This window comes from Frigoribacterium sp. 2-23, from assembly GCF_049601585.1.
Taxonomy (GTDB): domain Bacteria; phylum Actinomycetota; class Actinomycetes; order Actinomycetales; family Microbacteriaceae; genus Frigoribacterium.
Window position 1 is genome coordinate 205,705 of record NZ_CP187126.1, and the last position, 25,049, is coordinate 230,753.

Consider the following 25,049-nt stretch of genomic DNA (forward strand, 5'->3'; position numbering starts at 1 on the left):
GATGACGCTCGCTCCCTCCCGACCGTCCGAAGGACTTCCCCGTGCCCGAAGAACGAACCCCCGGCGACCCCGCCGACGCCGCGTCCGGCGCCGCCTCCGTGACGCCGCGCGATGCCTCGCGTCTGGCGGTGCTCCGCGCCCTGCTGTTCGACCTCGACGGCGTGCTGACGCCGACCGCCGAGGTGCACATGCGTGCCTGGTCGCGCCTGTTCAACGACTACTTCGCGGCGCACGACCTCGCGCCGTACACCGAGTCCGACTACTTCGAGCACGTCGACGGCCGGCCGCGTTACGACGGTGTGCGGGCCATGCTCGCCGCCCGCGGCGTGACGCTGCCCGAGGGCAGCCCCGACGACGGGCCCGACGTCGAGACCGTCTGCGGTCTCGGCAACCGCAAGAACTCCGTCTTCGAGGCCGAGCTGCGCGAGAACGGCGTCGCCCCCTACCCGGGCTCGGTCGCGTTCGTCGACCGCGCCATCCGCGAGGGTGTCCAGGTCGCCGTCGTGTCGAGCTCGCGCAACGCCGTGCCGGTGCTCGAGGCCGCCGGTCTGCGCGACCGCTTCGACGTGATCGTCGACGGCGTCGTGGCCGCAGCCGACGGCATCGCGGGCAAGCCCGCGCCCGACACCTATCTCGACGCGGCACGGAGGCTCGGGCTGAGTCCCGCCGACTGCGTCGTCGTCGAAGACGCCCAGTCGGGTGTCGAGGCCGGCCGTCGCGGTCACTTCGGCCTCGTGCTCGGCGTCGACCGCGGCACGGGGGCGCAGACCCTCCTCGACTTCGGTGCCGACGTCGTCGTCGACGACCTCGCCGAGGTCGTCGACGCCCTCGACCGAACGACCCCGTCCGCCGCGACGAACACCTCTCGCACACCCGCTTCCCCCTCCGAAGGCATCTCGTGAACGACATCTCGTCCGATCCGCTCGACCGCAACCGGTTCCCCATCGACGAATGGGCGCTGGTCGAGGACGAGTACACCCAGGGCGACGAGGGCGTCACCGAGACGATCTTCGCGCTCGGCAACGGCTACCTCGGCATGCGCGGCAACCCCGACGAGGGTCGGGGCGGCCACTCGTTCGGCACCTACGTGAACGGGTTCCACGAGACGTGGCCGATCAGGCACGCCGAAGAGGCCTTCGGCTTCGCGCGCGTCGGCCAGACGATCGTCAACGTGCCCGACGGCAAGGTCATCAGGCTCTACGTCGACGACGAGCCGTTCGTACTGTTCGAGGCCGACATCCTGTCGCACGTGCGTCGCCTCGACTTCCGCGACGGCGTGCTGTCGCGCGAGATCCACTGGCGCACCCCGTCCGGCAAAGAGGTCCTGGTCACCAGTCGACGCCTCGTCTCGTTCGAGGACCGTCACCTCGCCGTCATCGAGTACGAGGTGACGGTGCTCGACTCCGATGCGTCGCTGCTCATCTCGAGCCAGATCCTCAACCGGCAAGACCTCGGCGACGAGTACCACGCGGGCATGCGGGCCGCGGCGGACGCGTTCGACCCGCGCCGCGCCTCCTCGTTCGACGAGCGGGTGCTGCAGCCGGTGCTGCGTCGCAACGGCGGCTCGCGTGCCGTGCTCGGCTACCGCACGTCGAACTCGGGCATGACGATCGCCGTCGGTGCCGACCACGTGCTCGAGACCGAGAACGAGTGGGACGAGTCGTCGCAGATCGACGACGACCTCGCGAAGCACGTGTACCGCGTGCGGGCCAGGGCGGGCCAGAAGGTGCGCCTCGTCAAGACGCTCAGCTACCACACGTCGCGGGGCGTGCCTCCTCGCGAGCTCGCCGACCGCTGCGACCGCACGCTCGACCGGGCCCGGGAGTCGACCCCCGAGGTCCTCTTCGCACACCAGCGCGCCTGGCTCGACGACTTCTGGGCGCGGGCCGACGTCGCGATCGCGGGTCAGCCGGCCATCCAGCAGGCCGTCCGCTGGAACCTCTTCCAGCTCGCACAGGCGAGTGCCCGCACCGACGGCCAGGGCGTCGCGGCGAAGGGTGTGACGGGCTCGGGCTACGGCGGTCACTACTTCTGGGACACCGAGATCTACGTGCTCCCGTTCTTGACGTACACGTCGCCGAACGCGGCGCGCAATGTGCTGCGCTTCCGGCTCGGCATGCTCGACGCGGCCCGCGATCGCGCCGTCGAGCTGAACCAGCGCGGGGCGCTCTTCCCGTGGCGCACCATCAACGGACTCGAGTCGAGCGCGTACTACGCAGCCGGCACCGCGCAGTACCACATCGACGCCGACATCTCGCATGCACTGAACCAGTACGTGAACGCCACGGGCGACGACGACTTCATGCAGCGCGGCGGTGTGGACGTGCTCGTCGAGACCGCCCGCCTCTGGGCCGACCTCGGCTTCTGGCGGTCGAACGGCGACGAGCAGTTCCACATCGACGGCGTCACCGGGCCCGACGAGTACACGACGGTCGTCGACGACAACCTCTACACGAACGTCATGGCGCGGGCGAACCTCCGGGCGGCAGTCCGCACCGTGACCGCGCTCGAGCGCGAGTCGCCGGTCGCGTACGAGCGCATGGTTCTGCGACTCGGGCTCGACGCCGACGAGGTCGAGGGCTGGCGAGCCGCCGCCGAGGCGATGCACATCCCGTACGACGCGCACCGCGGCGTCCACCCGCAGGACGCCCAATTCCTCGACAAAGAGCTCTGGGATCTCGCGGCGACCCCGGCGAGCAAGCGGCCGCTGCTGTTGCACTACCACCCGCTGGTCATCTACCGGTTCCAGGTGCTGAAGCAGGCCGACGTGGTGCTCGCGCTGTTCCTGCAGGGCGACGAGTTCACCGACGAGCAGAAGCGTCGCGACTTCGAGTACTACGACGCGCTCACGACGGGCGACTCGACGCTGTCGCGCGTGGTGCAGTCGATCATCGCGGCCGAGGTCGGGCACCACCAGCTCGCCATGCAGTACTTCATGTCGTCGCTCTTCGTCGACCTCGCCGACCTGCACCGCAACACGGCCGACGGCGTGCACGTCGCGTCGACCGGCGGGGTCTGGGCGGCGCTCGTCAACGGCTTCGGCGGCATGCGCGACTGGCTCGGCTCGATCACGTTCGATCCGCGCCTGCCCGCCGGTTGGAGCGAGCTGACCTTCCGCGTCACGATCAAGAACAGCCGCGTCCGCGTCGACCTCGCCTCGCACGAGATCGTGTTCACGATCGAGACCGGCGACGGGGTCACGGTCGGCGTCCGCGGCGATCGCGTGCACGTTCCGCCCGGGGCTCCGACCCGCGTCGCCCTCGCCGACCAGGGTCCGCGCATCACGACGCGCGTGCCCACGACCGACGACCTGCGCGGTCAGACCCGCGCCGACGGCTCGGTCATCACGGCGTCCATCCCGACGATCAGCATCGACCGGTTCGAGACGGAGGACGAGACCGCGTCGTAGCCGGCGCCACTGCGCGACCCGCGCCTCCTGGGCTGCGCACCTCGTTCTGATCGACGCACCGCGTCATAGCGCGGTGCGTCGATCAGAACGAGGTGCGGGCCAGCCGCGAGAGCCGAGGAGGCGCGGTGCGGCACCCGAGGACGCTGGCGGCCGCGTCGCCCCCGACGTAGTCTGTCGGGGTGAGCATCACTCGTTCGTCAGCAACGCCCGCGGGGCGTCAGGAGGTCGTCGGCGGTTCGTCCGCCGGCATCAGGTAGCCGTCGCTACCCGATGTGACCTCTTTTCCTGATGAACCGCCCGGTGCGGTCGCGGCCGTCGAGCCGTGCCCCGGGCCCGTGTGATTGGTGATCTCCGCATGTTCTCCGTGACCGACAAGATGATCCGCGCCTCCTTCGTGAACGCCTCGCGCAAGGAGGTCTCCGACCTGAAGCTCCCGCCCGGGTTCGACGAGCTCGACTTCGACGCCCTCGACTTCGTCGGCTGGCGCGACCCCGTGTTCGCCCGCCGCGCGTACGTCGTGGTGCCGACCGACACCGAGGCCGGAGCCGCGGCCGGACTCACCGGCGTGCTGCTCAAGCAGGCCGAGGCGTCGCCGCGCGCCCAGGTCCAGTGCACCTGGTGCCAGGACGTGACGCTGCCCAACCCCGTCGTGTTCTACAGCGCGAAGCGGGCCGGAGCCGCCGGGCGCAACGGCGACACGATCGGCACCCTCGTCTGCGCCGACTTCGAGTGCTCGGCCAACGCGCGCAAGGCGCCCCCGGTCGCGTACCTCGGCTTCGACATCGAGGCCGCGCGCGAGCAGCAGATCGCCGCGCTGCGGGCGCGTGCGGCCGGATTCGCGCGCACGGTGCTCGACGGGCGCTGACTCGCACCGCGCCTCCCGCGCACGGTGCTCGACGGGCGCTGACTCGCACCGCGCCTCCCGCGCTGTCAACCTCGTTCTGGCCAATGAACCGCGTCATATCCAGGTTCAATGGCCGGAACGAGGTTCTGCCGACCCCGAGGAGGCGCGGTTCGGCCTCCAGAAGGACGCCCCGCTACGACGCGACGCGCGTGTCGTACTCGACCCACGCCTCCTTCACGTCGCCGAAGTGCTCGATCGACCAGTCCTCGAGGGCCTTGAGCGGAGCGCACAGGGTGCGGCCGGCCTCGGTCAACGCGTATTCGACGCGCGGCGGCACCTCGGCGAAGACGGTGCGCGTGACGAGTCCGTCGCGTTCGAGCCCGCGGAGTGTCTGCGTCAGCATCTTCTGCGAGATGCCCTCGACATGGCGGCGGATCTCGCTGAAGCGGCGCGGGCCGTGGCTGAGGGTGCCGACGATCAGGACGGTCCACCGGTCGCCGATGCGGTCGAGCACCCGGCGGGTCGGGCAGTCGTCGCTGTAGGGGTTCAGCTCGCGGCCGCCGACCGAGAGGTGATCGGCGGTCTCTCCCGCTGCGGGGTTGGTTACCACGAAGTGCCTACTTCCCATCAGTGACTAATGGATCTAGCGTAAACGCCGAACCCCCGTTTTCCGAAGGAGAAATCATGAGCAGCATCACCGTCATCGGCGGAACCGGCTACGCCGGCAGCGCGATCGTCCGCGAGGCCGCGAGCCGCGGTCACGACGTCACGTCCTTCAGCCGCACCGCCCCCGGGGGCGACGCCCGTGTCGAGGGTGTCCGGTACGAGACCGGCTCGATGACCGACGCCGATGTCCGCGCCCGCGCCGTCTCCGGAGCCGACATCGTCGTCTCCGCGCTGTCGCCCCGCGGCGAGCTCGACGGCAAGATCGTGGACGCCGACCTGGCCCTCGCCGAGCTCGCGACCGACGCCGGCGTGCGTTTCGGTGTCGTCGGCGGGTTCAGCTCGCTCCGCCCGTCGGAGGGTGCGCAGCGCTTCGCCGAGAGCGGCGAGCTGCCCCCGGAGTACGCCTCGGAGGCCCTGCAGATGAACGAGGTGCTGACCCGTCTCGGCCAGACGCCGGACACGCTCGACTGGTTCTTCGCGTCGCCCGCCATGCAGTTCGGCGCCTATGCCCCGGGCGAGTCGCTCGGTCGTTACCGTCTGGGTGGCGAGGTCGCGCTGTTCGACGACGAAGGCGTGTCCGCCGTGAGCGGTGCCGACTTCGCGCGGGCCATCGTGGACCAGATCGAGGCGCCGACGGTGCGGCGCGCGCAGTTCAACGTCGCGTACTGAGGCACGCCCCTGCGGTGGCGCGGCGTCGTGTCGTGTGCGGTTCGCGGCATCGTGTCGTGTTCGTCCGCGACACGATGCCGCGAACGCGACAGGACGCAGGAGGCGCGGTGCGGGCAGGACTTGCACCGCGCCTCCCGCGCTGTCTGCGTCCCGGATGGTCGCAAATTTGCGACCGGCTAGGGTCGCAACCGGGTTTGTGAGCGGCGTGTCGGTGCCGTCCGCGGCCGATCGGTCGCAAATTGCGAGAAGTGCTGCCCGGCGGCGGGTCGTGTGCGGTTCGCGGCATCGGGCCGCCGTTAAACACCGAGCGGCCGGGCCCTCGTCGGAACGAGGTGCGCCGGCCGCGCGTCGGGGCGGGTGTCGTCAGGCGGTCATCGCGTGCGGCTGCGCGAAGAAGTCGGCGTACGACGGGCCGGCGTCGGCAGCAGCCGACGATCCGGCGACACCGGTCGAGACGGCGGCGGCGATCGAGGCAGCCGTCGTGGCCGCAGCCGAGAGCCTCGACGAACGGCGACGCTTCGGGTAGGTGTCGATGTGCACCGGGCGGACGTTGCTGGCCCGTGTGTAGTAGCTGTCGATCTCGGCCCGCTCGAAACCGCCGGACACACCGAGTGTGCGCGTGATGGTCGAGAGGAGCCTGTCGTGGGACAAGCCGGCGAGGTCGTGAGACGTGATGGTCATCGGTCGCTCTTTCTGGCAGCCCTGCGCTGCCGTCGGACTCTGTCGTGCTGTCGGGCCCTGCCGTGAATCAGGACCCTGCCACCTGGGGTGGCATCCACAATTGTGTCGGGATTTACCTAGACCGTCTAGCTGAGATCGGCATTCTTCGCATTTCGGACAACCGACCCGAGCACAGCCGCGGGCCTCGGCGGCACGGACGACGACGGGCGCCCCACCCGCAGGTGAGGCGCCCGTTCCGAACACCGGAGCCGAGGAGGCGCGGCTCAGCGAGCCATCGACCCCGCGGTCTCGTCGCTGGCCGAGCCGGCAGCGGCACCAGCGTCCGAACCAGCGTCACCCGCGGCACCAGCACCCGCGGCATCGCGGCGCTTCCGCCGCGCCCGCACGATGAAGCTCGACAGGTACACGAGCGCGAGCGAGACGACGATCGCGCCGATCACGGCGCCCTGGCCGCCGGCCTGGCTGATGTGGCCGAAGATGATGCCGACCACGCCGTAGTCGGCGTCGGAGAACGTCGAGTTCGACAGCCCGATGTCGCCGAGCACCGGCAGCAGGAAGAGCGGCAGGAACGTGATCGCGATGCCGTTGGCGAAGGCGCCCAGCACGGCGCCGCGACGACCGCCGGCGGCGTTGCCGATGACACCCGACGCGGCACCCGTCATGAAGTGCGCGACGACGCCCGGGATGATGATCGCGGTGCCCGCGAAGATCATGATCGACATGCCGACGATGCCGCCGACGAAGCTCGCGAGGAACCCGATCAGCACGGCGTTCGGCGCGAACGTGAACGTGATCGGCACGTCGAGCGCGGGGATGGCGTTCTTGACGAGGCGCTCGCTGATGCCCTTGAACGCGGGGATGATCTCGGCGAGGACGACGCGCACGCCGGCCAGGATGATGAACACACCGGCCGAGAACGTGGCCGCCTGCATCAGCACGTAGACGATGTAGTTCTGGCCCGAGCTCAGCTCCGACTCGATGTACGCCGAGCCGGCGAACAGGCCGACGATCACGTAGATGACCGCCATCGACAGCGCGACGATCACGGTCGTGTCGCGGAGGAACCCGAGCCCCTTGGGGAAGACGATCTCCTCGGTCGACTTCGACGGGTTCTTCTTGCTGCGCGTCAGGGTCGCGACCAGTCCGCTCAGGGCGATGCCCGCGCCTCCGGTGTGACCGATGCCCACGTCGTTCGTGCCCGTGACCTTGCGCATGAACGGCTGCACGATCGCCGGCGACAGCGTCGTGACGAGACCCTGCAGCAGCGCGCCCCAGAGCACGACGCCCCAGACCGGGAACCCGGCGACACCGAGGATCACGGCGATCATCGCGGCCATGTAGAAGGCGACGTGACCCGAGAGGTAGATGTACTTGTAGTGCGTCGTCGCGGCGAGCAGCACGTTGACGATCATGCCGAAGAAGAAGATCAGGGCGGCGGCCGAACCGTAGTCGAGCAGCACCTGACCCACGATGGCCTCGTTGTTCGGCACGACGCCCTGCACGTTGAACGCGTGCTGGAACATGTCGCCGAACGGGTTCAGCGCGCCGACGACGACACCGGCACCGGCGGCCAGCACCAGGAACCCGACGAGCGTGCGCACGGTGCCCTTGAGCACGTCGCTGAACGCCTTGCGCTGCAGCAGCAGGCCGACGAGCGAGATCAGCGCGACGATGATCGCCGGCTGACGGAAGATGTCGAGCAGGACGTCGAGCACGGCGTTCATCGGCCGGCCTCGGCGTCCGGCACGGTGATGCCCTTGCGCTCGGCGGTCTCGCGCACCTTGGTGCGGAGCTCGTTGAGGTCGATGATGCTGTTCAGCACGACGACGTCGCCGAGCCCGCCGACCGAGTCGGCCAGGTCGGCCCCGACGAAGATCGCGTCGGCCGAGCCGGGGCCTACCGAGCCGAGGTCGGCGTGGTCGACGTCGACCCCGGTGATCCCCAGTTCCTTGAGCACCTTGTCGATGTTCATGTGGACCATGAAGCTCGAGCCGAGGCCCGTGCTGCACACTGCGAGGAATTTCATGCGTTCTGTCCGATCTTGGTGATGACCGCCAGGGTGTCGGCGGCCGAGGTGGAGGCGAGCAGCTCGGTGCGGAGCGTCTCGTCGGAGAGCAGCGTGGCGAGCTCCATCATCGTGTTCAGGTGACCCTGCGGGTCGGTCGCCGCGAGGCAGAAGAACAGGTCGATGGGGTGCTCGGCCTCGTCGTTCAGGAGCACGGGCATCGCCACCCGCAGGCTCGAGAGGGAGGTGCGCACGACGCCGTTCTCGGGGCGGGAGTGCGCGAGCGCGATGCCGAAGCCGAGGTCGATGTAGGTGCCACCGGCCGCGATCGAGTCGGTGATCGCCGTGACGTACTCGGGCGTGATGTCGCCCGCGTCGAGCAGGGGGCGCGTGACGCGATCGATCGCGTCCCGCCACCCGTCGACCGAGTCCGCGAAGCGGATCGTGTCCGGGGTGAGGTAGTCGTTGAGCATGGTCCTTGTTCCGTGGTCGATGGTGCGGGGGAGGGGAGCCGAGGAGGCACGGTGCGGGCGATCACGCCGCCCGCCTCCGGTCAGCCGTGCAGGCCGAAGAAGATCTCGCTGTTCTGCGGGGTGAAGTGCGTGGTGCCGTACGCCACCGCCCGGTCGTCCGCGTCGAACACCGTCGACGCGATCTTGAGCAGCGTCGACCCGAGCGGCACGTCGATGAGGTCGGCGACGGTCTCGTTCGCGGTGTCGAGGCTGACCAGCAGGTCGTTGCGCGAGAGGCGCAGGCCGTACTGCTCGGTGAGGTGCTTGTAGAGCGAGCCGTCGGTGAAGTCGACCGTGGCCGTCGTCGGGTAGGCGGTGAGCGGCAGCCACGTGACGACGAGGTGGTGCAGCGTGCCGTTGACGAAGCGGAGGCGCGTGAGCTCGACGACCTCGTCGGCCGAGCTGATGTCGAGGTGGGTCGCGACCGTCTCGCCCGCGCGGACGATCCGCTGGTCGAGCACGCGGGTGCTGACGACGAAGCCCTCCTCGGTCTGCTGGGCGTAGAAGCCCTTGACTTCGTCGGCGAAGCGCTCGCGATAGTGCAGGCGGTACTGCGGCTCGGTCACGAACGTGCCGCGACCGTGCTCGCGCACGAGGTGCCCGTCGGCGATGAGACCGTCGACCGCGTGCCGGAGCGTGATGCGGCTGACGCCGTACTCGTCGCAGAGCACGGGCTCGGCGGGCAGCTGGGCACCGGGCTCGAGCTTCTGGATGCGGGAGAGCAGGTGCTCTCGGACCGCTACGTATTTGCTCGTGCCACTCGTCGTGGACATGTCGTGGTGCCTCCGCGCCGTTGCTGAAGAAGTCGTCTTGTCGTCAAGTCGTCATGATGACTTGAGGATCGTACGTCCGAGACGGTGTCTTCGCAACTCGACCCGTGCCTCCTCGTCTTGTGCGTCCTCGACTGACGCCGATGCCGGAAGTCGTCTTAAGTCGTTATGACGTCATGATTTCTCGGTTAGGGTCGCTCGGGGCGGTGCCGAGAACACCGGCGAGACCACCGCCGACCCCGCCGACGAAGGAGTTCACCGTGATCGACGACAACGACCGCGCCGCCATCACCACGGCCCGCCTGCTGGCCCTCGACGCCGTCGAGCGCGCCGGCTCGGGGCACCCGGGCACGGCCGCCGCATTGGCCCCCGTGGCGCACCTGCTGTTCCAGCGGCACCTGCGGCACGACCCCGCCCAGCCCGACTGGCACGGCCGCGACCGGTTCGTGCTGTCGTGCGGGCACGCGAGCATCCTGCTGTACACGCAGCTCTTCCTGACCGGGTACGACGTGTCGCTCGACGACCTCAAGTCGTTCCGCACGTTCGGTTCGACGACTCCGGGGCACCCCGAGCTCGGGCACACTCCCGGCGTCGAGACGACCACCGGCCCCCTCGGCCAGGGGCTCGCGACCGCCGTCGGCATGGCGATGGGTATCAAGCACGACCGCGCCCTGCACGACCCCGACGCCCTGCCCGGAGCCTCCGTCTTCGACCGTCGCGTCTTCGTGATCGCGTCCGACGGCGACCTGCAGGAGGGCATCTCGTCCGAGGCCGGAGCCCTCGCCGGCCGGCACGAGCTCGACAACCTCGTCGTGATCTACGACGCCAACGACATCCAGATCGAGGGTGACACCAACCTCACGATGAGCGAGGACGTCGGCGCCCGCTTCGAGGCCCAGGGCTGGCGGGTCGACCACGTCGGTCTCGCGTCCGGCGGCGACGTCGACATCGAGGCGCTCGACCTCGTGCTGTCGAGCGACACCGGGGTCGGCGGTCGCCCACACCTCGTCGTCCTCACGTCGCAGATCGCCTGGCCGGCTCCGAATGCCCGCAACACCGCCGCGTCGCACGGCGCCCCGCTCGGAGCCGCCGAGGTCGAGGCCACCCGCGCCCTGCTCGGCGTCGACACCCCCGCGTTCACGGTGGAGGACGACGTGCTCCGGACCACCCGCCGCGCCCTCGATCGCGGACGTGAGCTGCGCGAGACGTGGCAGCGCGCGTTCGAGGCGTGGGAGCAGGCGGAGCCGACCCGTGCCTCCTCGCGTCGACGCGCCCTCGACCGCGCCCTGCCGGCCGGGCTCGAGGCGGCTCTGCCGACCTACGAGCCGGGGCAGGCGCTCGCGACCCGCGACGCGTCCGGTCACACGATCCAGGCGCTCGCCGCGGCGATGCCCGAGCTCTGGGGCGGCTCGGCCGACCTCGCCGAGCCCAACCGGACGTCGATCTCAGGAGGCGCGTCGTTCCTCCCCGAGGAGGGTCCCGGCACCGGGCGCGCGGGTCGCAACGTGCACTGGGGTGTGCGCGAGCATGCGATGGCCGCGGCGATGAACGGGATCGCGCTCGTCGGCGGATCGCGGTTCTTCGCCGGGACCTTCCTGGTGTTCAGCGACTACCAGCGCCCGGCGATCCGTCTCGCGGCGCTGATGCAGACGCCGGTCACGTACCTGTGGTCGCACGACTCGGTCGCGCTCGGCGCCGACGGCCCGACGCACCAGCCGATCGAGCACCTGGCGAGCCTTCGTGCGATCCCGGGGTTCGCCGTCGTGCGCCCGGCCGACGCCGCCGAGACCGCCGCCGCGTGGCTGGCCGTGCTCGAGAAGGACGCCCCCGCCGGGCTCGTGCTCGCCCGCCAGCCGCTGCCCGTCGCGTCGACGCCCGCTGAGGACGTCATCGCCGGGGTGCGTCGCGGCGGCTACGTCGTGCACGGCGCTGCGTCGTCGTCGCCCGATGTCGTGGTCGTCGCGACCGGCAGCGAGGTCGCCCTGGCGCTCGAGGCCGTCGCCGCGGTGCCCGAGCTCGACGTGCGCGTCGTCTCGATGCCGTGCCGCGAGTGGTTCGCCGCACAGAGCGAGGAGTACCGGGAGTCGGTGCTGCCGTCGGCGCTCCGCGACCGGGTCGTCGTCGAGGCGGCGACCGGATTCGGCTGGGAGGGCGTGACCGGCCCGAACGGCGTCATGGTCGGCATCGACGAGTTCGGCCTGTCGGCCCCGGCCGGCGACGCGCTGCGGGCTCGCGGCATGACCGTCGAGCGCGTCGTGGGCGCGATGCGGGCGGTCGCGGCCGTGACGGCGGCCGCGGTCCCGGCCTGATCTCGGGGGTGTGCGGCGACACGGACCAAGTTGGACATGTCTAGGGTTGCCGACAACGGTCGCGGGTGCGTACCGTTGACGACATCAGTTCCCCCCAACTGATACGACCCCGCGTCGCCGTGCTCGTCCCCCCACAGGCCGGCTGACGCGGGGTCATCTCTTTGACGGGGGCATCTCCTCAACGAAGTGACCCGTTCTGCCGATGTCGCGGCGAATCATCAGCCCGGCGCGACACATCGTTCGAGGGCGGGGCAGGCTTCCTGAACGACGTGACCCGTTCTGCCGATGTCGCGGCGGAACATCAGCCCGACGCGACACATCGTTCGAGGGCGGGGCGGCTACAGCAGCTCGAGCCGCCCGACGAGGCGCTCGCTGCGGGCCAGGACGCGCTGCTCGTCGTCCGTCGGCACGAACGCGGGGTTCAGGAACATCTGGTCCCGCACCTCCACGACCAGGCGGTGCACCTCGTCGAGCGGGGTCGCCTCGTCGCCGGGCATGCGGGTGCCGGAGGGGAACCTCAGGCTGACGCGATCTCCGGAGGCGCGGTCGCGCATCCGTTCCAGGCCGACCGTCAGCTCGGGCAGCTGTCGCGCGAGCTGACGTCGCGTCGACCCACCGAGCACGGGAGGCAGGCCCAACCCCAGGGCGACGAGCAGCACCGAGGCGAGCAGCAGGGGAGCGTAACCCTGCTGGAGGGTGTCCGAGAACTCTCGGAGGCCCGCGACCCGGGTCGCGTCGCGCACGACCAACAGGGCGGCCGTGACGACCGACACCGCGCATCCGGCGATCAAGAAGCGGATGCCGACGCGCACGAACGTCGGCGCCGACTGGTACCCCGAGTGGACGCACGCGAAGCCCACGGCGCCGAGGGTCACGCCGAAGTACACGAAGTGCGCCATCGAGTAGACCATCGCGGCCGGCTGATCGCCGAACTCGAGCATGAACGAGGTCGTCGAGCCCGCACTGCGATCGATGGCGACGAACGCGACGGTCTGCACCACGAGCACCCCGAGCGGGACGAGGGCGCCGAACCGCCTCAGCCGACTGCCGCGGGCGAAGGAGGCGGGGCCCACCGCCCGCAGGATCGCCCGGGCGAGGAACGTGACCGCGACGACGAAGAGCGTGTGCTTGATCAGATCGGTGACGTTGACGTCACCGGTCAGGTGCTCGACCGCCCGGTAGACCGGCCCCGCCGTGACCGTGAACGACAGCGCCATGAAGAGACCCGCGAGCAGCACGGAGAGATCGCGGCCACGGCGACGCGGGAACGCGCAACAGATCACGACCGCCCACATGACGGCGGGCAGGATCACGTCGTTCACGGGTCGAGCGGCCTCGGCTCGGCTGGCGCCCGGTGCGACGACGCGGCGCGTGTCACGAGAACACCCCGAGGAACCGGCTGAGCCGTGTCGGTCCGCGCCGGATCGCCCGCGCGAACGCATCGGCGAGCAGCTCGGCCGCGACCTCGGTGGCGTCCGTGAAATGCGAGCGGGCCGCCGAGATCGTGCCGTGCGTCGGGGCGACCGCCGTGAGTGTCGTGGCGATCGATCGCGCCGGCACGAGCCCGGTGTGGTCGAGGACGAGGTGGCCGACCTCGTGCAGCACGAGCGCGTGGCGGTGCTGCTCCGAGAGCGGGGGAGCGATGAGGATCTCGTCGCGGTCGGCGAGGGCGTTCCACCAGCCGCAGGTGCTCGTGCCGGTGAGGGTGGGCAGCTCGGTCACGCTGATCGGGCGGTCGCGCACCGCGGCGACGTAGGCGACGATGCTGTCGAGGGTCGGCTCGTCGGGCAGGGTCAGCTGCGCGAAGGCCCGCGCCGCCAGCTCTTCGCCGTCGTGCTGAGCTCGTCTCGCGGTCGCGGTCGCGGTCGCGTCGGCGCCGGTGCCCTGTGCGTCGTCCGTGCCTCCGGCTGTCTGTGCGTCTCCGCGGGTCATCGCGGCTCGGCCGCTTCCTGCGCGGCCTGGCGGTCGAGGTAGTCGGCGATCGCCTCGTAGGCCGCCGGGTCGGTGTCGCCGAGGTTGCGGGCGGCGAAGTTCTGCACGCGAGCCCGGCGGAGCGAGCGCACGAGGTGCATCTCGGCCTCGACCGCGCGGGGCAGCTCGCCCGTGCCGCGCAGGTAGTCGGCGTCGACGCCGAACAGCTCGGCCAACCCGGTCAGCACGTCGGCGTCGCGCACCCGGAACGAGTCGCCGCTCAGCATGTACGACCAGCGGGCGCGCGACAGCGGGATGCCGCGGTCCTCGAGGAAGCGGTTCACCTCGGTGAAGGTGTACGGAGCGCCGCGGACCGCCTCGACGTGGTCGAGCAGCAGCGTCAGACGCTTCGCGAGCTCGCGGGGGTCGGGGCCGTTCATGGCGACATGTCTACCATGAGGGATGGCCTCGCGAGCAGTCCCCGGTGCGTCCGCCGCGCCTCCTTCGCTGCCCGTCCTGTCGGCGGCCGACGAGGCCCTGTTCGGCCGGTTCCGGCTCGCCGTGCTGACCGATCTCGGCCCCGATTTCAGGCTCGGCTTCAAGCTCGCCTACTTCTCGAACTTCGCGAGCCCCGCGATCGCGGCGCCGCTCGACGCGTCGGGGCAGATCGCGTCGGAGCCGATGCGCCGGGCGAAGGACACGTCGATCGTCGTCTACGAGATCGTCACGAACGGCTTCGATTCGGAGCGCGGGAGGCGCATGGTCGACCTCCTGCGCCGTGTGCACCGCGGTGTCCCCGGGTCGCGTGACGACTATCTGTATGTGCTCGAGACGCTGTTCGTCGCCCCGCTGCGCCTGGTGCGGCGGACGGCGCCGCGGTCGCTCGACGCGCACGAGCTCGCCCAGGCCGCCGCCTTCTTCGGCCGGCTCGGGGCGGAGCTCGGCCTCGACGGAGTTCCCGCGACGCTGGCCGAGGCCGAGCGGTTCTGCACCGCGTACGAGGCGGCCCATGCCGAGCCCAGCGCAGCCGGGGCGCGGCTGATGGCGAGCACGCTCGGTGCGCTGGTCGAGTCGGCTCCGCGGCGGGTGCGGCCCGCCGTGACGCTCGTGGCGCGGCTCGGCGTCAGCGCGCTGTTCGACGACCCCGTGATGTCGCGGGCGCTCGGGCTGCCGGTGCTGCCGCGGTTCGTGCGTCGGGCCGTGGCCGCGGGCGTCCGGCTGCGGCGCCGCGCGGCTGTGCGGCGTGCTGCGCGGGGTTCTGCCGGCGTCGAGTTCACGAGCGGCGAGGCGTCGCGTGTTTACCCCGGCGGCTACGCCCTCGACGACATCGGCCCGCGCCGCTGACCCGCGCCGCCCACGAGTGGGCGCGTTCTGCGGGTGCGCCGACCCGCAACCCCCGGTTTCTGCCCGCTCGCGGCCCGGGGCCGGTGTCGTGTGGCCTTCGCGTCGTCGTGTCGTGCTCGTGCGCGACACGATGCCGCGAACGCGACACGACCCCGGGAGGCGCGGTGTCCGCCCGGCCCGCACCGCGCCTCCCCGGGGGTCGAGTTGGTGCCCGCCGCGACGCCCACGCGAGTGGGCGCTTGCTGCGGGTGCGGCGCCCCGCGACCCCCGGTTTCTTTCCGCTCGCGGCCCGGCGCTGGTGTCGTGTGTGGTTCGCGTCGTCGTGTCGTGTTCGTGCGCGACACGACGTCGCGAACGCGACACGACCCCGAGGAGGCGCCGTGTCCGCCCGGCCCGCGCCGCGCCTCCCCAGGGTCGGTTGCGCTTCGCACCCGTACCGGGACAACACACCCCGGGGCTTAGCCCTGCACCCTCCCCTGACGGATGTAACCCCGCGCCCACCCGCGCGAGTGGGCGCTTCCTGCGGGTGTGCCGCCCGGCAACCCCTGGTTTCTGGCCGCTCGCGGCCCGGTCGCACCGCGCGGGCCGCGGGCTGGTGTCGTGTGCGGTCTGCGGCGTCGTGTCGTGTTCGTGCGCGACACGACGTCGCGAGCGCGACACGACCCCCGGGGAGGCACGGCCGGGGTGCCCGGCGCGCTCGCAGGTCACGGTCAGGTAACGCACCAATCGGATTCCCGGGGGGCGGCGAACCACTGACATCCCCACCGGGAACAACGAAAGGTTTGATCATGAACGCATTCACGCGTAAGAACATCGCCAAGACCACCGTCGGCATCGTCGCCGCAGGAGCCCTGGCCTTCAGCCTCGCCGCCTGCTCGATGAACTCCGACAGCACCAGTGGTTCGGGTTCGTCGTCGTCGGCATCGTCCGAGCCGTCGGCCGCCGCGACCCCGCTGGCCTCGCTCCCCGACCTGTCCAAGGGTGTCGACACCCAGGTCGCCGTCGACGCCTCCTTCGTCGACGCCCTCACCACCCTCGGCCTGACCCCGGGTGTCGTCGGCAACGCCACGTTCGCCAACGGAACGTTCTCGTTCCCCATCACCGGCGGCAACGTCGACTACTACGACCCCTCCGGCAGCGTCCGCCCCTACGTCCAGGGCGACATCAAGCACGACAACTCGGGCCTCAGCCTCACCGCGGGCGACACCAAGGTCGAGCTGACGAACTTCGACATCGACCCCGGCGCCTCCAAGCTCTACGGCGACGTCATCGTCAACGGCCAGACCGCGGCCAGCCACGCCTACCTGTTCAACCTCTGGGGCGGCTCGCTGAAGCCCCTCCAGATGGAGGGCGACAACGCCGTCCTCGAAGGCACCACCGTCCACATCTCCTCGGACGCGGCCGGCCTGTTGAACCAGACCTTCAAGACCGACGCCGTCAAGGCCGAGATGCTCGTCGGCGTCGCGAAGATCACCGTCGCCACCAAGTAACCCGCACCACCCGGACCCTCCGCACAGAGGGGTCCGGGTGTCCGGTTCTTCGTGACGGCGACACCGGCTCCGACCCTGACCTGATCGGGGCCGGTGTTCCCGGTGGAACCCCATCCCGCACCGCGGGGTGGGGTTTTTCCCTGCCCACCGGCATACGGGCCCCACCCGCTGCAGCCCGCCGCGCCGCAACCCGGCCCGCGGCAACCCGCGCTGCGTACGCTCGGCACATGACCCCTCCGCCCGAGTCCGGCCGCGACCCCGAGCCGATCTCGCGGCTCGCCCCCGCGCTGCCCGGCCCCGGAGTCATCTCGCAGTTCTGGGGTGATCTCGCGTTCCTGCACTGGCGGGTCGATCCTGCTCGGGTCGAGCCGTTCCTCCCACCCGGCACCCGCCCCGACGTCGTCGACGGGACGAGCTGGGTCGGGCTGATCCCGTTCGAGCTCTCGAGCTCGGCGTTCGGTCCGCTGCCGGCCGTGCCGTACTTCGGCCGGTTCGCCGAGACCAATGTGCGGCTGTACAGCGTGGGCGCCGACGGCCGGCGCGGTGTCGTGTTCCGCACGCTCGAGGCGTCGAAGCTCGTCCCGGTGCTGGCCGCCCGCATCGGCCTCGGCCTGCCGTATACCTGGGCCGGCATGAGCATCCGCCGCGACGCCGACGGCATCACGTACGACAGTCGTCGCCGGTGGCCCTCGGCGTCTCCGTTCTCTCCGACCCGGCCGCAGACGCATGTCCGCATCCGTCCTCTCGATGAACCCGTGACGGACGACCCGCTCGCGGAGTTCCTCACGGCGCGCTGGGGCATGCACGTCGGCCGTCGCGGGCGCACCCGGTTCTGGCCGAACAACCACCCGACCTGGTCGCTCCACCGGGCCGAGCTGCTCGAACTCGACGACGAGCTGCTCGCCGCGACGGGGTTCGAGGGGCTCGCCGAGACCCCGCCCGACTCGGTGCTCTACTCACCGGGAGTCAGCACGCGGTTCGCACGCCCCGCCTCCTGACGCTCCTCATCGACATGTCGCGTCGGGTCGATGTTCCCGACGAACATCGACCGAACGCGTCACATCGTCGAGGGAGCAGGGAGCAGGGAGCAGGGAGCAGGGAGCAGGGAGCTGGGAACAGGGCAACCCGGCTCACCCGGGCGGCCGCGCCTGCGACCGCAGCCAGCGCGTCGTCGCCTCCGCCTCGCGGGCCGCCGGGCGCAGCCCCTCGATGAGGCCGGGGAACCGCTCGTCCAGCTCCTCGAGTCGCAGCCGCATCTCGTTCTGGCGACCGACGATGCGCGTCGTCGTGAGTCCCGCTTCGCGCATCACCTTCGCGTGATGCGACATGGTCGACTTCTTCACCTCGAGGTCGGCGAGTTCGGTCGCGAGCAGGTGGTACTCCCCATCGAGGAGGCGCGCGAACAGTCGCAGACGGACGGGGTCGGAGAGCGCGCTCATGATGTCGAGCAGTTCGGCGCTCTCGATATCGGGTTGATGCAGATATCGCGGCGGCATGGGGCCTCTGAGGGTGGGCGGATCCGGCACGCCCCGGGTCGGGCGGGTCGTGCGGATCGGTGCGGACGGTTCGATGCCCGTCGAACTGCGTGCCCCTACACGGTTCGAGACGCGTCGAACTGATCGAATTGTCGGGATCAGGCCCTGGGCGAGCCTGTGGATCAGTGCGGAGATTGCCGAGAAAGCGCGGTGGTGCAGGGATTTCTGCGGCTCGGACCGGCCGAGACGACGATCGACGATCGCTGTCTCGGGGGCCGGAGCCGCGCCTCCTCGATGGTATCCGGGTTGCCCCTCGAAGGGGGGACGGTTTCACCCGGGTTAGCGTTCTGATCGCTTCAGGGCTATCTGGGAGGAATGCAGCACATGAGCAGATGGAATTACCGCAGATGGGCGATGTGGGCCGCGACGGCCGCCACCGCCGGGTCGATGGTCGGAGTCCTCGGAAGCGTGTCGGGCGCCTCCACGGGGTCCGCACCGTCGACGGACGCCGTCACGCCGACGCCGAGTGCGACGGACACGGTCGAGCCGACACCGAGCGCGACGCCGACGCCGAGCACGACGCCGCAGCCGACCGAGTCGGCGGCACCCGCCCCGGCCGTCGCGCCACAGCCCGTCGAATCGACGTCGGCCGCCGATGCGAGCACGGCCATGCCGAAGGGCGACGTCACCTCGAACGGACGCACCTGGAAGCAGAGCTACGCCGAGGACTTCGACACGGACGCGCCCGTCGGCTCGTTCTTGAGCACGTACCGGCAGATGGGCGTCTACGAGGGCCACAGCGACACCAGCGGTCGCGGTCTCTACGCCCCCGACAAGGTGCTGAGCGCATCGGACGGCGTCCTCGACATGCACCTGCACTCCGAGAACGGGCAGCCGCTCGTCGCGACGATCCTGCCCGACGGCTGGGCTCCGCACGACACGGCTCGCGTCTCGATCCGCTACAAGACGACCGACACCGAGGGCTACAAGTTCGTCGGCATGCTGTGGCCGTCGAGCGACAACTGGAACGAGGGCGAGATCGACTGGCCCGAGGCCGGGCTGGGCGGGGTACCGCGACCCGCGTCGGCGATCCCCGGGTCGATGTCGAACGGCACCATGACGTTCAAGCCCGACGACGAGCAGTTCACGACCTCCGACTCGAGCGAGTACCACGTCGCGACCACCGAGTGGGATCACGGCGAGGTGCGCTTCTACTGGGACGGCGCGCTCGTCGCGTCGACCACCGAGGCGGTGCCGCAGTCCGACATGCGCGTGACGCTCCAGGGCGAGACCGCCCTGAGCGGCGACGTGCCGGCCGACGCCGACGGACACGTCAGCATCGACTGGATCTCGATCTGGGACTAGCTCCCGACCGGTGACCTCGAGGAGGCACGGTGCGCGCTCTCGCCGCACCGTGCCTCCTCGGGTCTTCCGTGCCTCGAACGCGCCAGCGCGCCGGGGCACCGGGCGCTGCGTGCCGGGCTACGGGGTGACCATGCCGCCGTTCACGTTGAGCGTCTCGCCGGCGACGAAGCTCGACTCGGCGCTCGCCAGGAACACGTACGCGGGGGCGAGCTCGGCCGGCTGGCCCGCGCGGCCGAGGGGCGTCTCGCTCGAGCCGAACTCGGGCAGCGACTCGGGATCGACCCCGCCGGTGACCTGCAGCACGCTCCAGGTCGGCCCGGGGGCGACGACGTTCACGCGGATACCCCGCGTGATCAGCTGCTGCGCCAGCCCCTTCGAGAAGTTGTTGATCGCGCCCTTGGTCGTCGCGTAGTCGAGTCGATCGGGAGCCGGCTTGTACGCCTCGAGCGACGCCGTGTTGATGATCGTCGACCCGGGGGCGAGATGCGGCAGGGCCGCCTTGACGATCCAGAACGGGGCGAAGATGTTCGTGGCGAAGGTGGCGGCGAAGTCCTCGTCGTCGATGTCCTCGATCTTCTCGTGCCAGACCTGCTTGCCGGCGACGTTGACCACGGTGTCGAGGCCGCCCAGCTCCTCGGCGGCGGTCGCGACGAGCTCACGACAGAAGGAGGCGCTGGTGATGTCCCCGGGGATCGTCACCGCGCGCCGCCCCGCGGCCTCGATCTGCGCGACGACGTGGTCGGCGTCCTCCTGCTCCTCGGGGAGGTACGACAGGGCGATGTCGGCACCCTCGCGGGCGTAGGCGATCGCGACGGCGGCTCCGATGCCGGAGTCGGCACCCGTGATCAGCGCACGACGGCCGGTCAGGCGACCCGTGCCGCGGTAGGTGTCCTCGCCGAGGTCGGGCACCGGGGTCATGCGCGACTGCAGGCCGGGCTCGGGCTGCTGCTGCACCTCGGGGCTGATGTTCGGGTAGAGCGTGCGGGGGTCGTGGAACGTGTACTGGTCGCGGGTCATGAGTCCGTCCTACGCCGCGCGCCGGGGCGCCGCCCTGCGAAGGCGCTGGGCCGGGGGACGTGCCGGGCGAGTGCGTGCGTCGTGCGCGCCGGCGGCTCGTGTTCGCAATGTGCGACCGTCTCGCCCGCTCAGGCCTCGACACGCCGCTCAAGAACCCCGTTGCGCCGTCGATCGGTCGCACATTCGAGACGGATCCGCCGCGCGGCCGCGACCTCAGGCGTGCCGGTCGATCTCGGCGATGATGCCGGGCAGCACGCGGCGCATGTACGGCGCCCAGAAGAACCGGATGATCCCGCGCAGCACCAGCCCCCAGCCGGGCCGCGCGACGTACGTGTACGTCCAGTCGATGCGGGTGCCGCGCGAGTCCGGCGTGTACACCCAGACCGCCCGCGCTCCCGAGACGATCCGTCCGAACAGCTTCTGGAACCGGCTCAGCTCGTACACGAACGTGCCGCTCGCCCCGTCCGCCGGAGGGTCCACCCGCACGAGCGTCTCGACCACGCTGCCGCCGTCCGACAGCATCAGCTGCCGCGTCTGGCCAGGGGAGTCCCATGCGCCCGTCTGCTCGCGCACCTCGTCCACGGCCGGCAGCGGCCCGTACGCCGGGTAGTACCCGACCGGCGTCATCGGTGTCCCGATGCGCCAGGCCACCCCCGAGGAGGCACGGGTCACGCCGGTCGCGGACGCCCCGACCGCCGTTGCGTTGCGTTCGTCGCTCATGCTCGCTGTTCGGAGCCGACCGCCGCCCGGTCTGCCCGCGCGTGCCTCCCCGCTCGCGCCGCGCCTCCGCAACGGGGTTCGAGGCGGCCCGGACGTCGGTCGGGAGGCACGCCGCTCAGGAGGCGCGACGGTCAGGGGAGCGCGCGGTACCAGGCCGCCAGGCGGCCACGCAGGCTCCGGGGTGTCGTGCCCCGCGCCTCCTCGGCGTCGATCGGGTCGTCGACCAGCTCGAACGCGACCGCCGAGCAGCGCTGGCAGACCCGGAGGTGCGGGTGCACCGACAGCCCCGACCCGAAGTACGGGTTGGGACGCAGCTCGGTCGGCCCGTGGCAGATCGAGCAGGCGGGCGCGGAGGCGGGGGAGGAATCGTTCATGCGGAGGAGGTTCGGAGCCTACGCCGCACGCGATGGCCCGGTCCGTCGCCACCGTCGTCGCCGCCGCCGGTTCGCGGCAGCCGGTCCGCCGCCGCGCTGGCCGCGCGTCACCCGCGGTGCAGCACCAGCGTGTCGCGCATCCCGGCGGCGGCGTCGGCCGGGACGCGCCCCGTCCGTGCGAACTCGGCCCAGATCTGCCGCACGCGTCGCCCGCGCCGGTCGATGTCGCTCCATGCGCTCGAGCCGACGAGCTTCGTGTGCTCCCAGGCCTCGCGCGTGCCGAGCAGTAGCGGCACGTCGGTGACGTGCGCCGCGCCGAACACCGTGTCGCGCGGAGCCCACGTGAACTCGAACACCGTCGCCCGACCGCCCGCCGCGCGATGCCGGCGGGCGAACCGCCGAGCGCCGTCCGTATAGAGGAGGCGCGTCGTGCGTCCCACGATCAGCTCGCGCAGGTGGCGACCCACGACCGGCAGGGCGAACAACCGCGCGAGCGCCGGTACGAAGGCCGCGAACAGGCCCGTCTCGTGGGTCGTCGACCCGATCATGACGTCGATCGAGGGGGCGACGCGGCTCCAGGCGGCGTCGCGGTCGCGCTCGTCCGGTAGGGGAGCATGCCCGTACTGCGTGCCGAACGCCATGCCGCCGCGCAACCCGAACCGGCGGGCGGCACGCTCGGCCACGGCCTGCTTCCGCAGCACGTCGGCGATGGGCGCGGTCCGCTCCGGGGAGCCGACCGCCTTGCTCATCGCCGCGTTCATCCGCGACCGCCCGGCCGTCAGCCCGAACGGAGCGCTCTGCACGATGGCCCGTCGGAACAGCCCCTCCGCACCCTCGCTGATCATGAGGTGCGCGATCGCGTCGCCGCCCGCCGACTGCCCGAACAGCGTGATGCGATCGGGGTCGCCGCCGAACGCCGCGATGTTCTCGTGCACCCAGCGCACGGCGGCGAGCTGGTCGAGGAGCCCGAGGTTCGCGGGCACGTCGTCGCCGTCCCCGAGGAACCCCAGCACGCCGAGCCGGTACGTGACGGTGACGACGATCACGTCCTGCTCGGTGACGAGCGCGCGCGGGTCGTAGACGTCGAGGTCGCCGGCTCCGGTGACGTACGAGCCGCCGTGGATCCAGACCATGACCGGTACGGAGGCGCGGGTCGTGTCGCCGTCGTCCACCGTCGCCGTCGGGATCGTGATCGACAACCGCTGGCAGTGCTCGTCGTCGCGCATGCCCGCCGAGGCTCCCTCGATGAGCTCGGTGAGCAGGGCCGACGGGATCTGCGGCGAGGCCGGCGCCCGGTCGAACGCGAGCAGCGGCTCGGCGCGGCGGGGGACGGGTCGCGGCTCCTCGAACCGATCGGCTTCGGCGTACGGCACGCCGAGCACCCGCACGACATCGCCGTCGACCCGGCCGACGATCGTGCCGCTCGGCGTCTCGAATGCGCGGCGGTCGGTGTCGGACACGGTCGGGGGCGTGCTCAGGGTCACGGGCGTCCTTTCGACGGAGGGAGATGCGGCCACGCTAGCCGCGCCTCCTCGACGCCGCCCTCGCGCGCCCGCGGCCCGCCCCGCGGGGTTCGGCGAGTGGCACCGGGGTACCACGACGACGGCACTCCGAGCCGACGCGGCGCACCCCGGCCCGTTCGTAGCGTCGTCCCCATGATCGAAGCCACCCACCTCAGCAAGAGCTACGGCGCCAAGACCGCCGTCGACGACATCTCGTTCACCGTCGAACCCGGGACGGTGACCGGGTTCCTCGGCCCGAACGGCGCCGGCAAGTCGACCACCATGCGCATGATCGTCGGACTCGACCGTCCGACCTCGGGCGCCGTGACCGTCAACGGTCACGCCTACGTCGACAGCGTCGCCCCGCTGCACGAGGTCGGGGTGCTGCTCGACGCCAAGGCCGTGCACCCGTCGCGGAGTGCCCGCAACCACCTCCGGGTCGTCGCCCGCACGCACGGCATCACGAACGCCCGCGTCGACGAGGTACTCGGCATGACCGGTCTCGAGAGCGTCGCCGGCAAGCGCGCCGGGTCGTTCTCGCTCGGCATGGGGCAGCGGCTCGGCATCGCCACGGCGCTGCTCGGCGACCCGGGCACCCTGATCTTCGACGAGCCGGTCAACGGCCTCGACCCCGAGGGCGTCATCTGGGTGCGTCAGCTCTGCCGCGCGATGGCGGCGGAGGGGCGGGCCGTGCTGCTCTCCAGTCACCTGATGAGCGAGATGGCCCAGACGGCCGATCGCCTGATCGTGCTCGGTCGCGGCTCGGTGATCGCCGACGCGACCATGGCCGACGTGCTGGCCCGGGCGGGTGGGGGAGCGATCCGCGTCCGCTCGAACGACGCCGGACGGCTCGACGAGGTGCTGCGCGGTGCGGCCGCGACGGTCACCCGCACGACACCGGACACGCTCGAGGTCACCGGCCTCACCGACGAGCAGATCGCCCGGGCCGCGGCCGACGCCGGCCTGCTCGTGTTCGAGCTGACGACGCTGCAGGCCTCGCTCGAGGACGCGTTCTTCGACCTGACCGACGGCGCCGTCGAGTACCGCGCCGGAGTCGCCCGATGAGCGGCGCGCACGCGGCCGCCTACGACCTCCTCACCACTCGCCCCGATCGACCCCTCTCGAAGGAGAACCCCATGACCACCGCTGCCTCCCCGGCCCAGCCGACCCGCGCCTCCTCGGTGCTCGGGTACACCCCGCTGACCCGCTCGGGTCGCCCTCCCCGCATCTCGTTCGCCCGTTCGCTCTCGTCGGAGTCGACGAAGCTCCTCACGCTGCCGTCGACCTGGGTGCTGGCCGCCGTCGCCCTCGTGCTCTCGGCCGGCGCCGCCGCCCTGGTCGCGGCGACCGAGGCCCGCGACGGAGGCGCGGCGATCGTCGACACCGCGGCCTCGACCGCCCGGGTGGTCGGCTCGGTCAGCACCGTCGGCGAGCTGATCGTCGCGATCCTGGCCGTGCTGCTCGTCACCGGCGAGTACGCGTCGGGCCAGATGCGGACCACCCTCGCCTCGGACCCGAGCCGACTGCGCGTGCTGGCCTCGAAGTCGATCGTCGCCGCTGCGGCCGCGGTCGTGCTGTCGATCGTCACGGCGCTCGGTGCCCTCGCCGCCGGCGCCGCCGTGTTCGCGAGCCGCGGTGTCGAGGCGACCATCGGCGTCGAGCTGGCGCAGACGGTCGGCGGGACGACGCTGTTCTGGGTGTTCCTCGCGGTGGTCTGCGTCATGATCGCGACCATCGTCCGCAATGCCGCCGCCGGCATCTCGCTCGTGTTCGCGCTGCTGTTCGTCGTGCCGGTGGCCTTCGCGTTCATCGGCGACGGCTCGGCCACGTCGTACCTGCTGCCGTACGCTGACCAGATCATGGGCAAGCTGGTCGCGGGTGTCGAGCCGATGGCCGACCTCGGCCGGGACATCGCCGTGCTGGCGGGCTGGCTCGTCCTGCCGACGGTCGGTGCGATCGCCCTGCTCACCCGGCGGGACGTGTAGC

At 71.3% G+C, this 25,049-nt stretch carries 25 protein-coding genes; 11 read left to right on the top strand and 14 right to left on the bottom strand.

All coding sequences use genetic code 11. From position 1 onward, the window contains the following. Positions 1-128 precede the first annotated feature (128 nt). From ACPEEZ_RS00995 to ACPEEZ_RS01005, 3 genes are all read left to right on the top strand, one after another. Positions 129-902, top strand: coding sequence for an HAD family hydrolase (locus tag ACPEEZ_RS00995; protein WP_423924312.1), 774 nt, complete (start codon positions 129-131; stop codon positions 900-902). Then, the gene (locus ACPEEZ_RS01000; RefSeq protein ID WP_423921549.1) at positions 899-3,409 is read left to right on the top strand and encodes a glycoside hydrolase family 65 protein; all 2,511 of its coding nucleotides are present in this window, start codon (positions 899-901) and stop codon (positions 3,407-3,409) included. Before ACPEEZ_RS00995 ends, ACPEEZ_RS01000 begins: the two co-directional genes overlap by 4 nt. A gap of 355 nt (positions 3,410-3,764) precedes the next feature. Next, positions 3,765-4,274 carry an FBP domain-containing protein gene (locus ACPEEZ_RS01005; RefSeq protein ID WP_423921551.1) on the top strand — a complete coding sequence of 170 codons (510 nt, stop codon included), beginning with the start codon at positions 3,765-3,767 and terminating at the stop codon, positions 4,272-4,274. A 172-nt stretch (positions 4,275-4,446) separates the two neighbouring features. On the opposite strand, the gene ACPEEZ_RS01010 is transcribed toward ACPEEZ_RS01005, so the two are convergent. Continuing rightward, entirely contained in the window at positions 4,447-4,803 is a 357-nt protein-coding gene (locus tag ACPEEZ_RS01010) for a winged helix-turn-helix transcriptional regulator (RefSeq protein ID WP_423924314.1), read from the bottom strand. Positions 4,804-4,937: 134 nt separating this feature from the next. On the opposite strand from ACPEEZ_RS01010, the gene ACPEEZ_RS01015 reads away from it, so the two are divergent. Further along, positions 4,938-5,588: an NAD(P)-dependent oxidoreductase gene (locus ACPEEZ_RS01015; RefSeq protein ID WP_423921552.1), complete on the top strand. Its 651-nt coding sequence runs from the start codon at positions 4,938-4,940 to the stop codon at positions 5,586-5,588. A gap of 363 nt (positions 5,589-5,951) precedes the next feature. On the opposite strand, the gene ACPEEZ_RS01020 is transcribed toward ACPEEZ_RS01015, so the two are convergent. The 5 genes from ACPEEZ_RS01020 to ACPEEZ_RS01040 form a co-directional block, all read right to left on the bottom strand. Further along, positions 5,952-6,269 carry a hypothetical protein gene (locus ACPEEZ_RS01020; RefSeq protein ID WP_423921555.1) on the bottom strand — a complete coding sequence of 106 codons (318 nt, stop codon included), beginning with the start codon at positions 6,267-6,269 and terminating at the stop codon, positions 5,952-5,954. A gap of 263 nt (positions 6,270-6,532) precedes the next feature. After that, entirely contained in the window at positions 6,533-7,993 is a 1,461-nt protein-coding gene (locus ACPEEZ_RS01025) for a PTS ascorbate transporter subunit IIC (RefSeq protein ID WP_423921556.1), read from the bottom strand. Next, positions 7,990-8,295: a PTS sugar transporter subunit IIB gene (locus ACPEEZ_RS01030; protein WP_423921559.1), complete on the bottom strand. Its 306-nt coding sequence runs from the start codon at positions 8,293-8,295 to the stop codon at positions 7,990-7,992. The genes ACPEEZ_RS01025 and ACPEEZ_RS01030 overlap by 4 nt, the downstream gene beginning before the upstream one ends. Continuing rightward, positions 8,292-8,747: a PTS sugar transporter subunit IIA gene (locus tag ACPEEZ_RS01035; RefSeq protein WP_423921562.1), complete on the bottom strand. Its 456-nt coding sequence runs from the start codon at positions 8,745-8,747 to the stop codon at positions 8,292-8,294. The genes ACPEEZ_RS01030 and ACPEEZ_RS01035 overlap by 4 nt, the downstream gene beginning before the upstream one ends. Positions 8,748-8,827: 80 nt before the next feature. Further along, positions 8,828-9,559 carry a GntR family transcriptional regulator gene (locus ACPEEZ_RS01040; protein WP_423921565.1) on the bottom strand — a complete coding sequence of 244 codons (732 nt, stop codon included), beginning with the start codon at positions 9,557-9,559 and terminating at the stop codon, positions 8,828-8,830. A gap of 257 nt (positions 9,560-9,816) precedes the next feature. On the opposite strand from ACPEEZ_RS01040, the gene tkt reads away from it, so the two are divergent. After that, a complete protein-coding gene (tkt, locus tag ACPEEZ_RS01045) occupies positions 9,817-11,865 on the top strand; it encodes a transketolase (protein ID WP_423921567.1) in 2,049 nt (682 codons plus the stop codon). Positions 11,866-12,203: 338 nt separating this feature from the next. Here the strand turns inward: tkt and ACPEEZ_RS01050 are convergent, their stop codons facing one another. The 3 genes from ACPEEZ_RS01050 to ACPEEZ_RS01060 are packed head-to-tail and all read right to left on the bottom strand — an operon-like array spanning position 12,204 to position 14,216. Then, positions 12,204-13,187, bottom strand: a complete 984-nt coding sequence (locus tag ACPEEZ_RS01050) for a hypothetical protein (protein ID WP_423921570.1) — start codon at positions 13,185-13,187, stop codon at positions 12,204-12,206. A gap of 52 nt (positions 13,188-13,239) precedes the next feature. Further along, entirely contained in the window at positions 13,240-13,797 is a 558-nt protein-coding gene (locus ACPEEZ_RS01055; RefSeq protein ID WP_423921572.1) for a hypothetical protein, read from the bottom strand. Then, entirely contained in the window at positions 13,794-14,216 is a 423-nt protein-coding gene (locus ACPEEZ_RS01060; protein ID WP_423921574.1) for a hypothetical protein, read from the bottom strand. The genes ACPEEZ_RS01055 and ACPEEZ_RS01060 overlap by 4 nt, the downstream gene beginning before the upstream one ends. A 22-nt stretch (positions 14,217-14,238) precedes the next feature. Here ACPEEZ_RS01060 and ACPEEZ_RS01065 point away from each other — a divergent pair, with 22 nt between their 5' ends. The 3 genes from ACPEEZ_RS01065 (at position 14,239) to ACPEEZ_RS01075 (ending at position 17,608) form a co-directional block, all read left to right on the top strand. Further along, positions 14,239-15,120 carry an oxygenase MpaB family protein gene (locus tag ACPEEZ_RS01065; protein WP_423921577.1) on the top strand — a complete coding sequence of 294 codons (882 nt, stop codon included), beginning with the start codon at positions 14,239-14,241 and terminating at the stop codon, positions 15,118-15,120. Positions 15,121-15,908: 788 nt separating this feature from the next. Then, complete coding sequence (locus tag ACPEEZ_RS01070; protein WP_423920614.1) at positions 15,909-16,610, top strand: hypothetical protein; 702 nt, start codon at positions 15,909-15,911, stop codon at positions 16,608-16,610. 227 nt (positions 16,611-16,837) lie between these two features. After that, a complete protein-coding gene (locus tag ACPEEZ_RS01075) occupies positions 16,838-17,608 on the top strand; it encodes a YqjF family protein (RefSeq protein ID WP_423921580.1) in 771 nt (256 codons plus the stop codon). 132 nt (positions 17,609-17,740) lie between these two features. Here ACPEEZ_RS01075 and ACPEEZ_RS01080 read toward each other — a convergent pair whose 3' ends face one another. Next, positions 17,741-18,106 carry an ArsR/SmtB family transcription factor gene (locus tag ACPEEZ_RS01080; RefSeq protein ID WP_423921583.1) on the bottom strand — a complete coding sequence of 122 codons (366 nt, stop codon included), beginning with the start codon at positions 18,104-18,106 and terminating at the stop codon, positions 17,741-17,743. 363 nt (positions 18,107-18,469) lie between these two features. Here ACPEEZ_RS01080 and ACPEEZ_RS01085 point away from each other — a divergent pair, with 363 nt between their 5' ends. Further along, a complete protein-coding gene (locus ACPEEZ_RS01085; RefSeq protein WP_423921586.1) occupies positions 18,470-19,450 on the top strand; it encodes a glycoside hydrolase family 16 protein in 981 nt (326 codons plus the stop codon). 117 nt (positions 19,451-19,567) lie between these two features. On the opposite strand, the gene ACPEEZ_RS01090 is transcribed toward ACPEEZ_RS01085, so the two are convergent. The 4 genes from ACPEEZ_RS01090 to ACPEEZ_RS01105 form a co-directional block, all read right to left on the bottom strand. Then, positions 19,568-20,467, bottom strand: coding sequence for an SDR family oxidoreductase (locus ACPEEZ_RS01090; protein WP_423921588.1), 900 nt, complete (start codon positions 20,465-20,467; stop codon positions 19,568-19,570). A gap of 213 nt (positions 20,468-20,680) precedes the next feature. Further along, the gene (locus tag ACPEEZ_RS01095) at positions 20,681-21,187 is read right to left on the bottom strand and encodes an SRPBCC family protein (protein WP_423921591.1); all 507 of its coding nucleotides are present in this window, start codon (positions 21,185-21,187) and stop codon (positions 20,681-20,683) included. A 131-nt stretch (positions 21,188-21,318) separates the two neighbouring features. After that, the gene (locus ACPEEZ_RS01100; RefSeq protein WP_423921594.1) at positions 21,319-21,561 is read right to left on the bottom strand and encodes a hypothetical protein; all 243 of its coding nucleotides are present in this window, start codon (positions 21,559-21,561) and stop codon (positions 21,319-21,321) included. Between the two features lie 107 nt (positions 21,562-21,668). Next, the gene (locus tag ACPEEZ_RS01105; protein WP_423921597.1) at positions 21,669-23,045 is read right to left on the bottom strand and encodes a carboxylesterase family protein; all 1,377 of its coding nucleotides are present in this window, start codon (positions 23,043-23,045) and stop codon (positions 21,669-21,671) included. 171 nt (positions 23,046-23,216) lie between these two features. Between ACPEEZ_RS01105 and ACPEEZ_RS01110 the strand changes: the two genes are divergently transcribed. Further along, entirely contained in the window at positions 23,217-24,128 is a 912-nt protein-coding gene (locus tag ACPEEZ_RS01110; protein WP_423921600.1) for an ABC transporter ATP-binding protein, read from the top strand. Between the two features lie 71 nt (positions 24,129-24,199). Continuing rightward, positions 24,200-25,048, top strand: a complete 849-nt coding sequence (locus ACPEEZ_RS01115) for an ABC transporter permease (RefSeq protein WP_423921603.1) — start codon at positions 24,200-24,202, stop codon at positions 25,046-25,048. Position 25,049 lies beyond the last annotated feature (1 nt).

Excerpts from the sequence above, each read along its gene's own strand:
- ACPEEZ_RS01025 (WP_423921556.1), bottom strand. The coding sequence starts at position 7,993 with ATGAACGCCGTGCTCGACGTCCTGCTCGACATCTTCCGTCAGCCGGCG.
- ACPEEZ_RS01055 (WP_423921572.1), bottom strand. The coding sequence starts at position 13,797 with ATGACCCGCGGAGACGCACAGACAGCCGGAGGCACGGACGACGCACAG.
- ACPEEZ_RS01075 (WP_423921580.1), top strand. The coding sequence starts at position 16,838 with ATGACCCCTCCGCCCGAGTCCGGCCGCGACCCCGAGCCGATCTCGCGG.
- ACPEEZ_RS01090 (WP_423921588.1), bottom strand. The coding sequence starts at position 20,467 with ATGACCCGCGACCAGTACACGTTCCACGACCCCCGCACGCTCTACCCG.
- ACPEEZ_RS01060 (WP_423921574.1), bottom strand. The coding sequence starts at position 14,216 with ATGAACGGCCCCGACCCCCGCGAGCTCGCGAAGCGTCTGACGCTGCTG.
- ACPEEZ_RS01020 (WP_423921555.1), bottom strand. The coding sequence starts at position 6,269 with ATGACCATCACGTCTCACGACCTCGCCGGCTTGTCCCACGACAGGCTC.
- ACPEEZ_RS01080 (WP_423921583.1), bottom strand. The coding sequence starts at position 18,106 with ATGCCGCCGCGATATCTGCATCAACCCGATATCGAGAGCGCCGAACTG.
- ACPEEZ_RS01040 (WP_423921565.1), bottom strand. The coding sequence starts at position 9,559 with ATGTCCACGACGAGTGGCACGAGCAAATACGTAGCGGTCCGAGAGCAC.
- ACPEEZ_RS01005 (WP_423921551.1), top strand. The coding sequence starts at position 3,765 with ATGTTCTCCGTGACCGACAAGATGATCCGCGCCTCCTTCGTGAACGCC.
- ACPEEZ_RS01085 (WP_423921586.1), top strand. The coding sequence starts at position 18,470 with ATGAGCAGATGGAATTACCGCAGATGGGCGATGTGGGCCGCGACGGCC.
- ACPEEZ_RS01030 (WP_423921559.1), bottom strand. The coding sequence starts at position 8,295 with ATGAAATTCCTCGCAGTGTGCAGCACGGGCCTCGGCTCGAGCTTCATG.
- ACPEEZ_RS01035 (WP_423921562.1), bottom strand. The coding sequence starts at position 8,747 with ATGCTCAACGACTACCTCACCCCGGACACGATCCGCTTCGCGGACTCG.
- ACPEEZ_RS01095 (WP_423921591.1), bottom strand. The coding sequence starts at position 21,187 with ATGAGCGACGAACGCAACGCAACGGCGGTCGGGGCGTCCGCGACCGGC.
- ACPEEZ_RS01110 (WP_423921600.1), top strand. The coding sequence starts at position 23,217 with ATGATCGAAGCCACCCACCTCAGCAAGAGCTACGGCGCCAAGACCGCC.
- ACPEEZ_RS01100 (WP_423921594.1), bottom strand. The coding sequence starts at position 21,561 with ATGAACGATTCCTCCCCCGCCTCCGCGCCCGCCTGCTCGATCTGCCAC.
- ACPEEZ_RS01070 (WP_423920614.1), top strand. The coding sequence starts at position 15,909 with ATGAACGCATTCACGCGTAAGAACATCGCCAAGACCACCGTCGGCATC.
- ACPEEZ_RS01015 (WP_423921552.1), top strand. The coding sequence starts at position 4,938 with ATGAGCAGCATCACCGTCATCGGCGGAACCGGCTACGCCGGCAGCGCG.
- ACPEEZ_RS01065 (WP_423921577.1), top strand. The coding sequence starts at position 14,239 with ATGGCCTCGCGAGCAGTCCCCGGTGCGTCCGCCGCGCCTCCTTCGCTG.
- ACPEEZ_RS01115 (WP_423921603.1), top strand. The coding sequence starts at position 24,200 with ATGACCACCGCTGCCTCCCCGGCCCAGCCGACCCGCGCCTCCTCGGTG.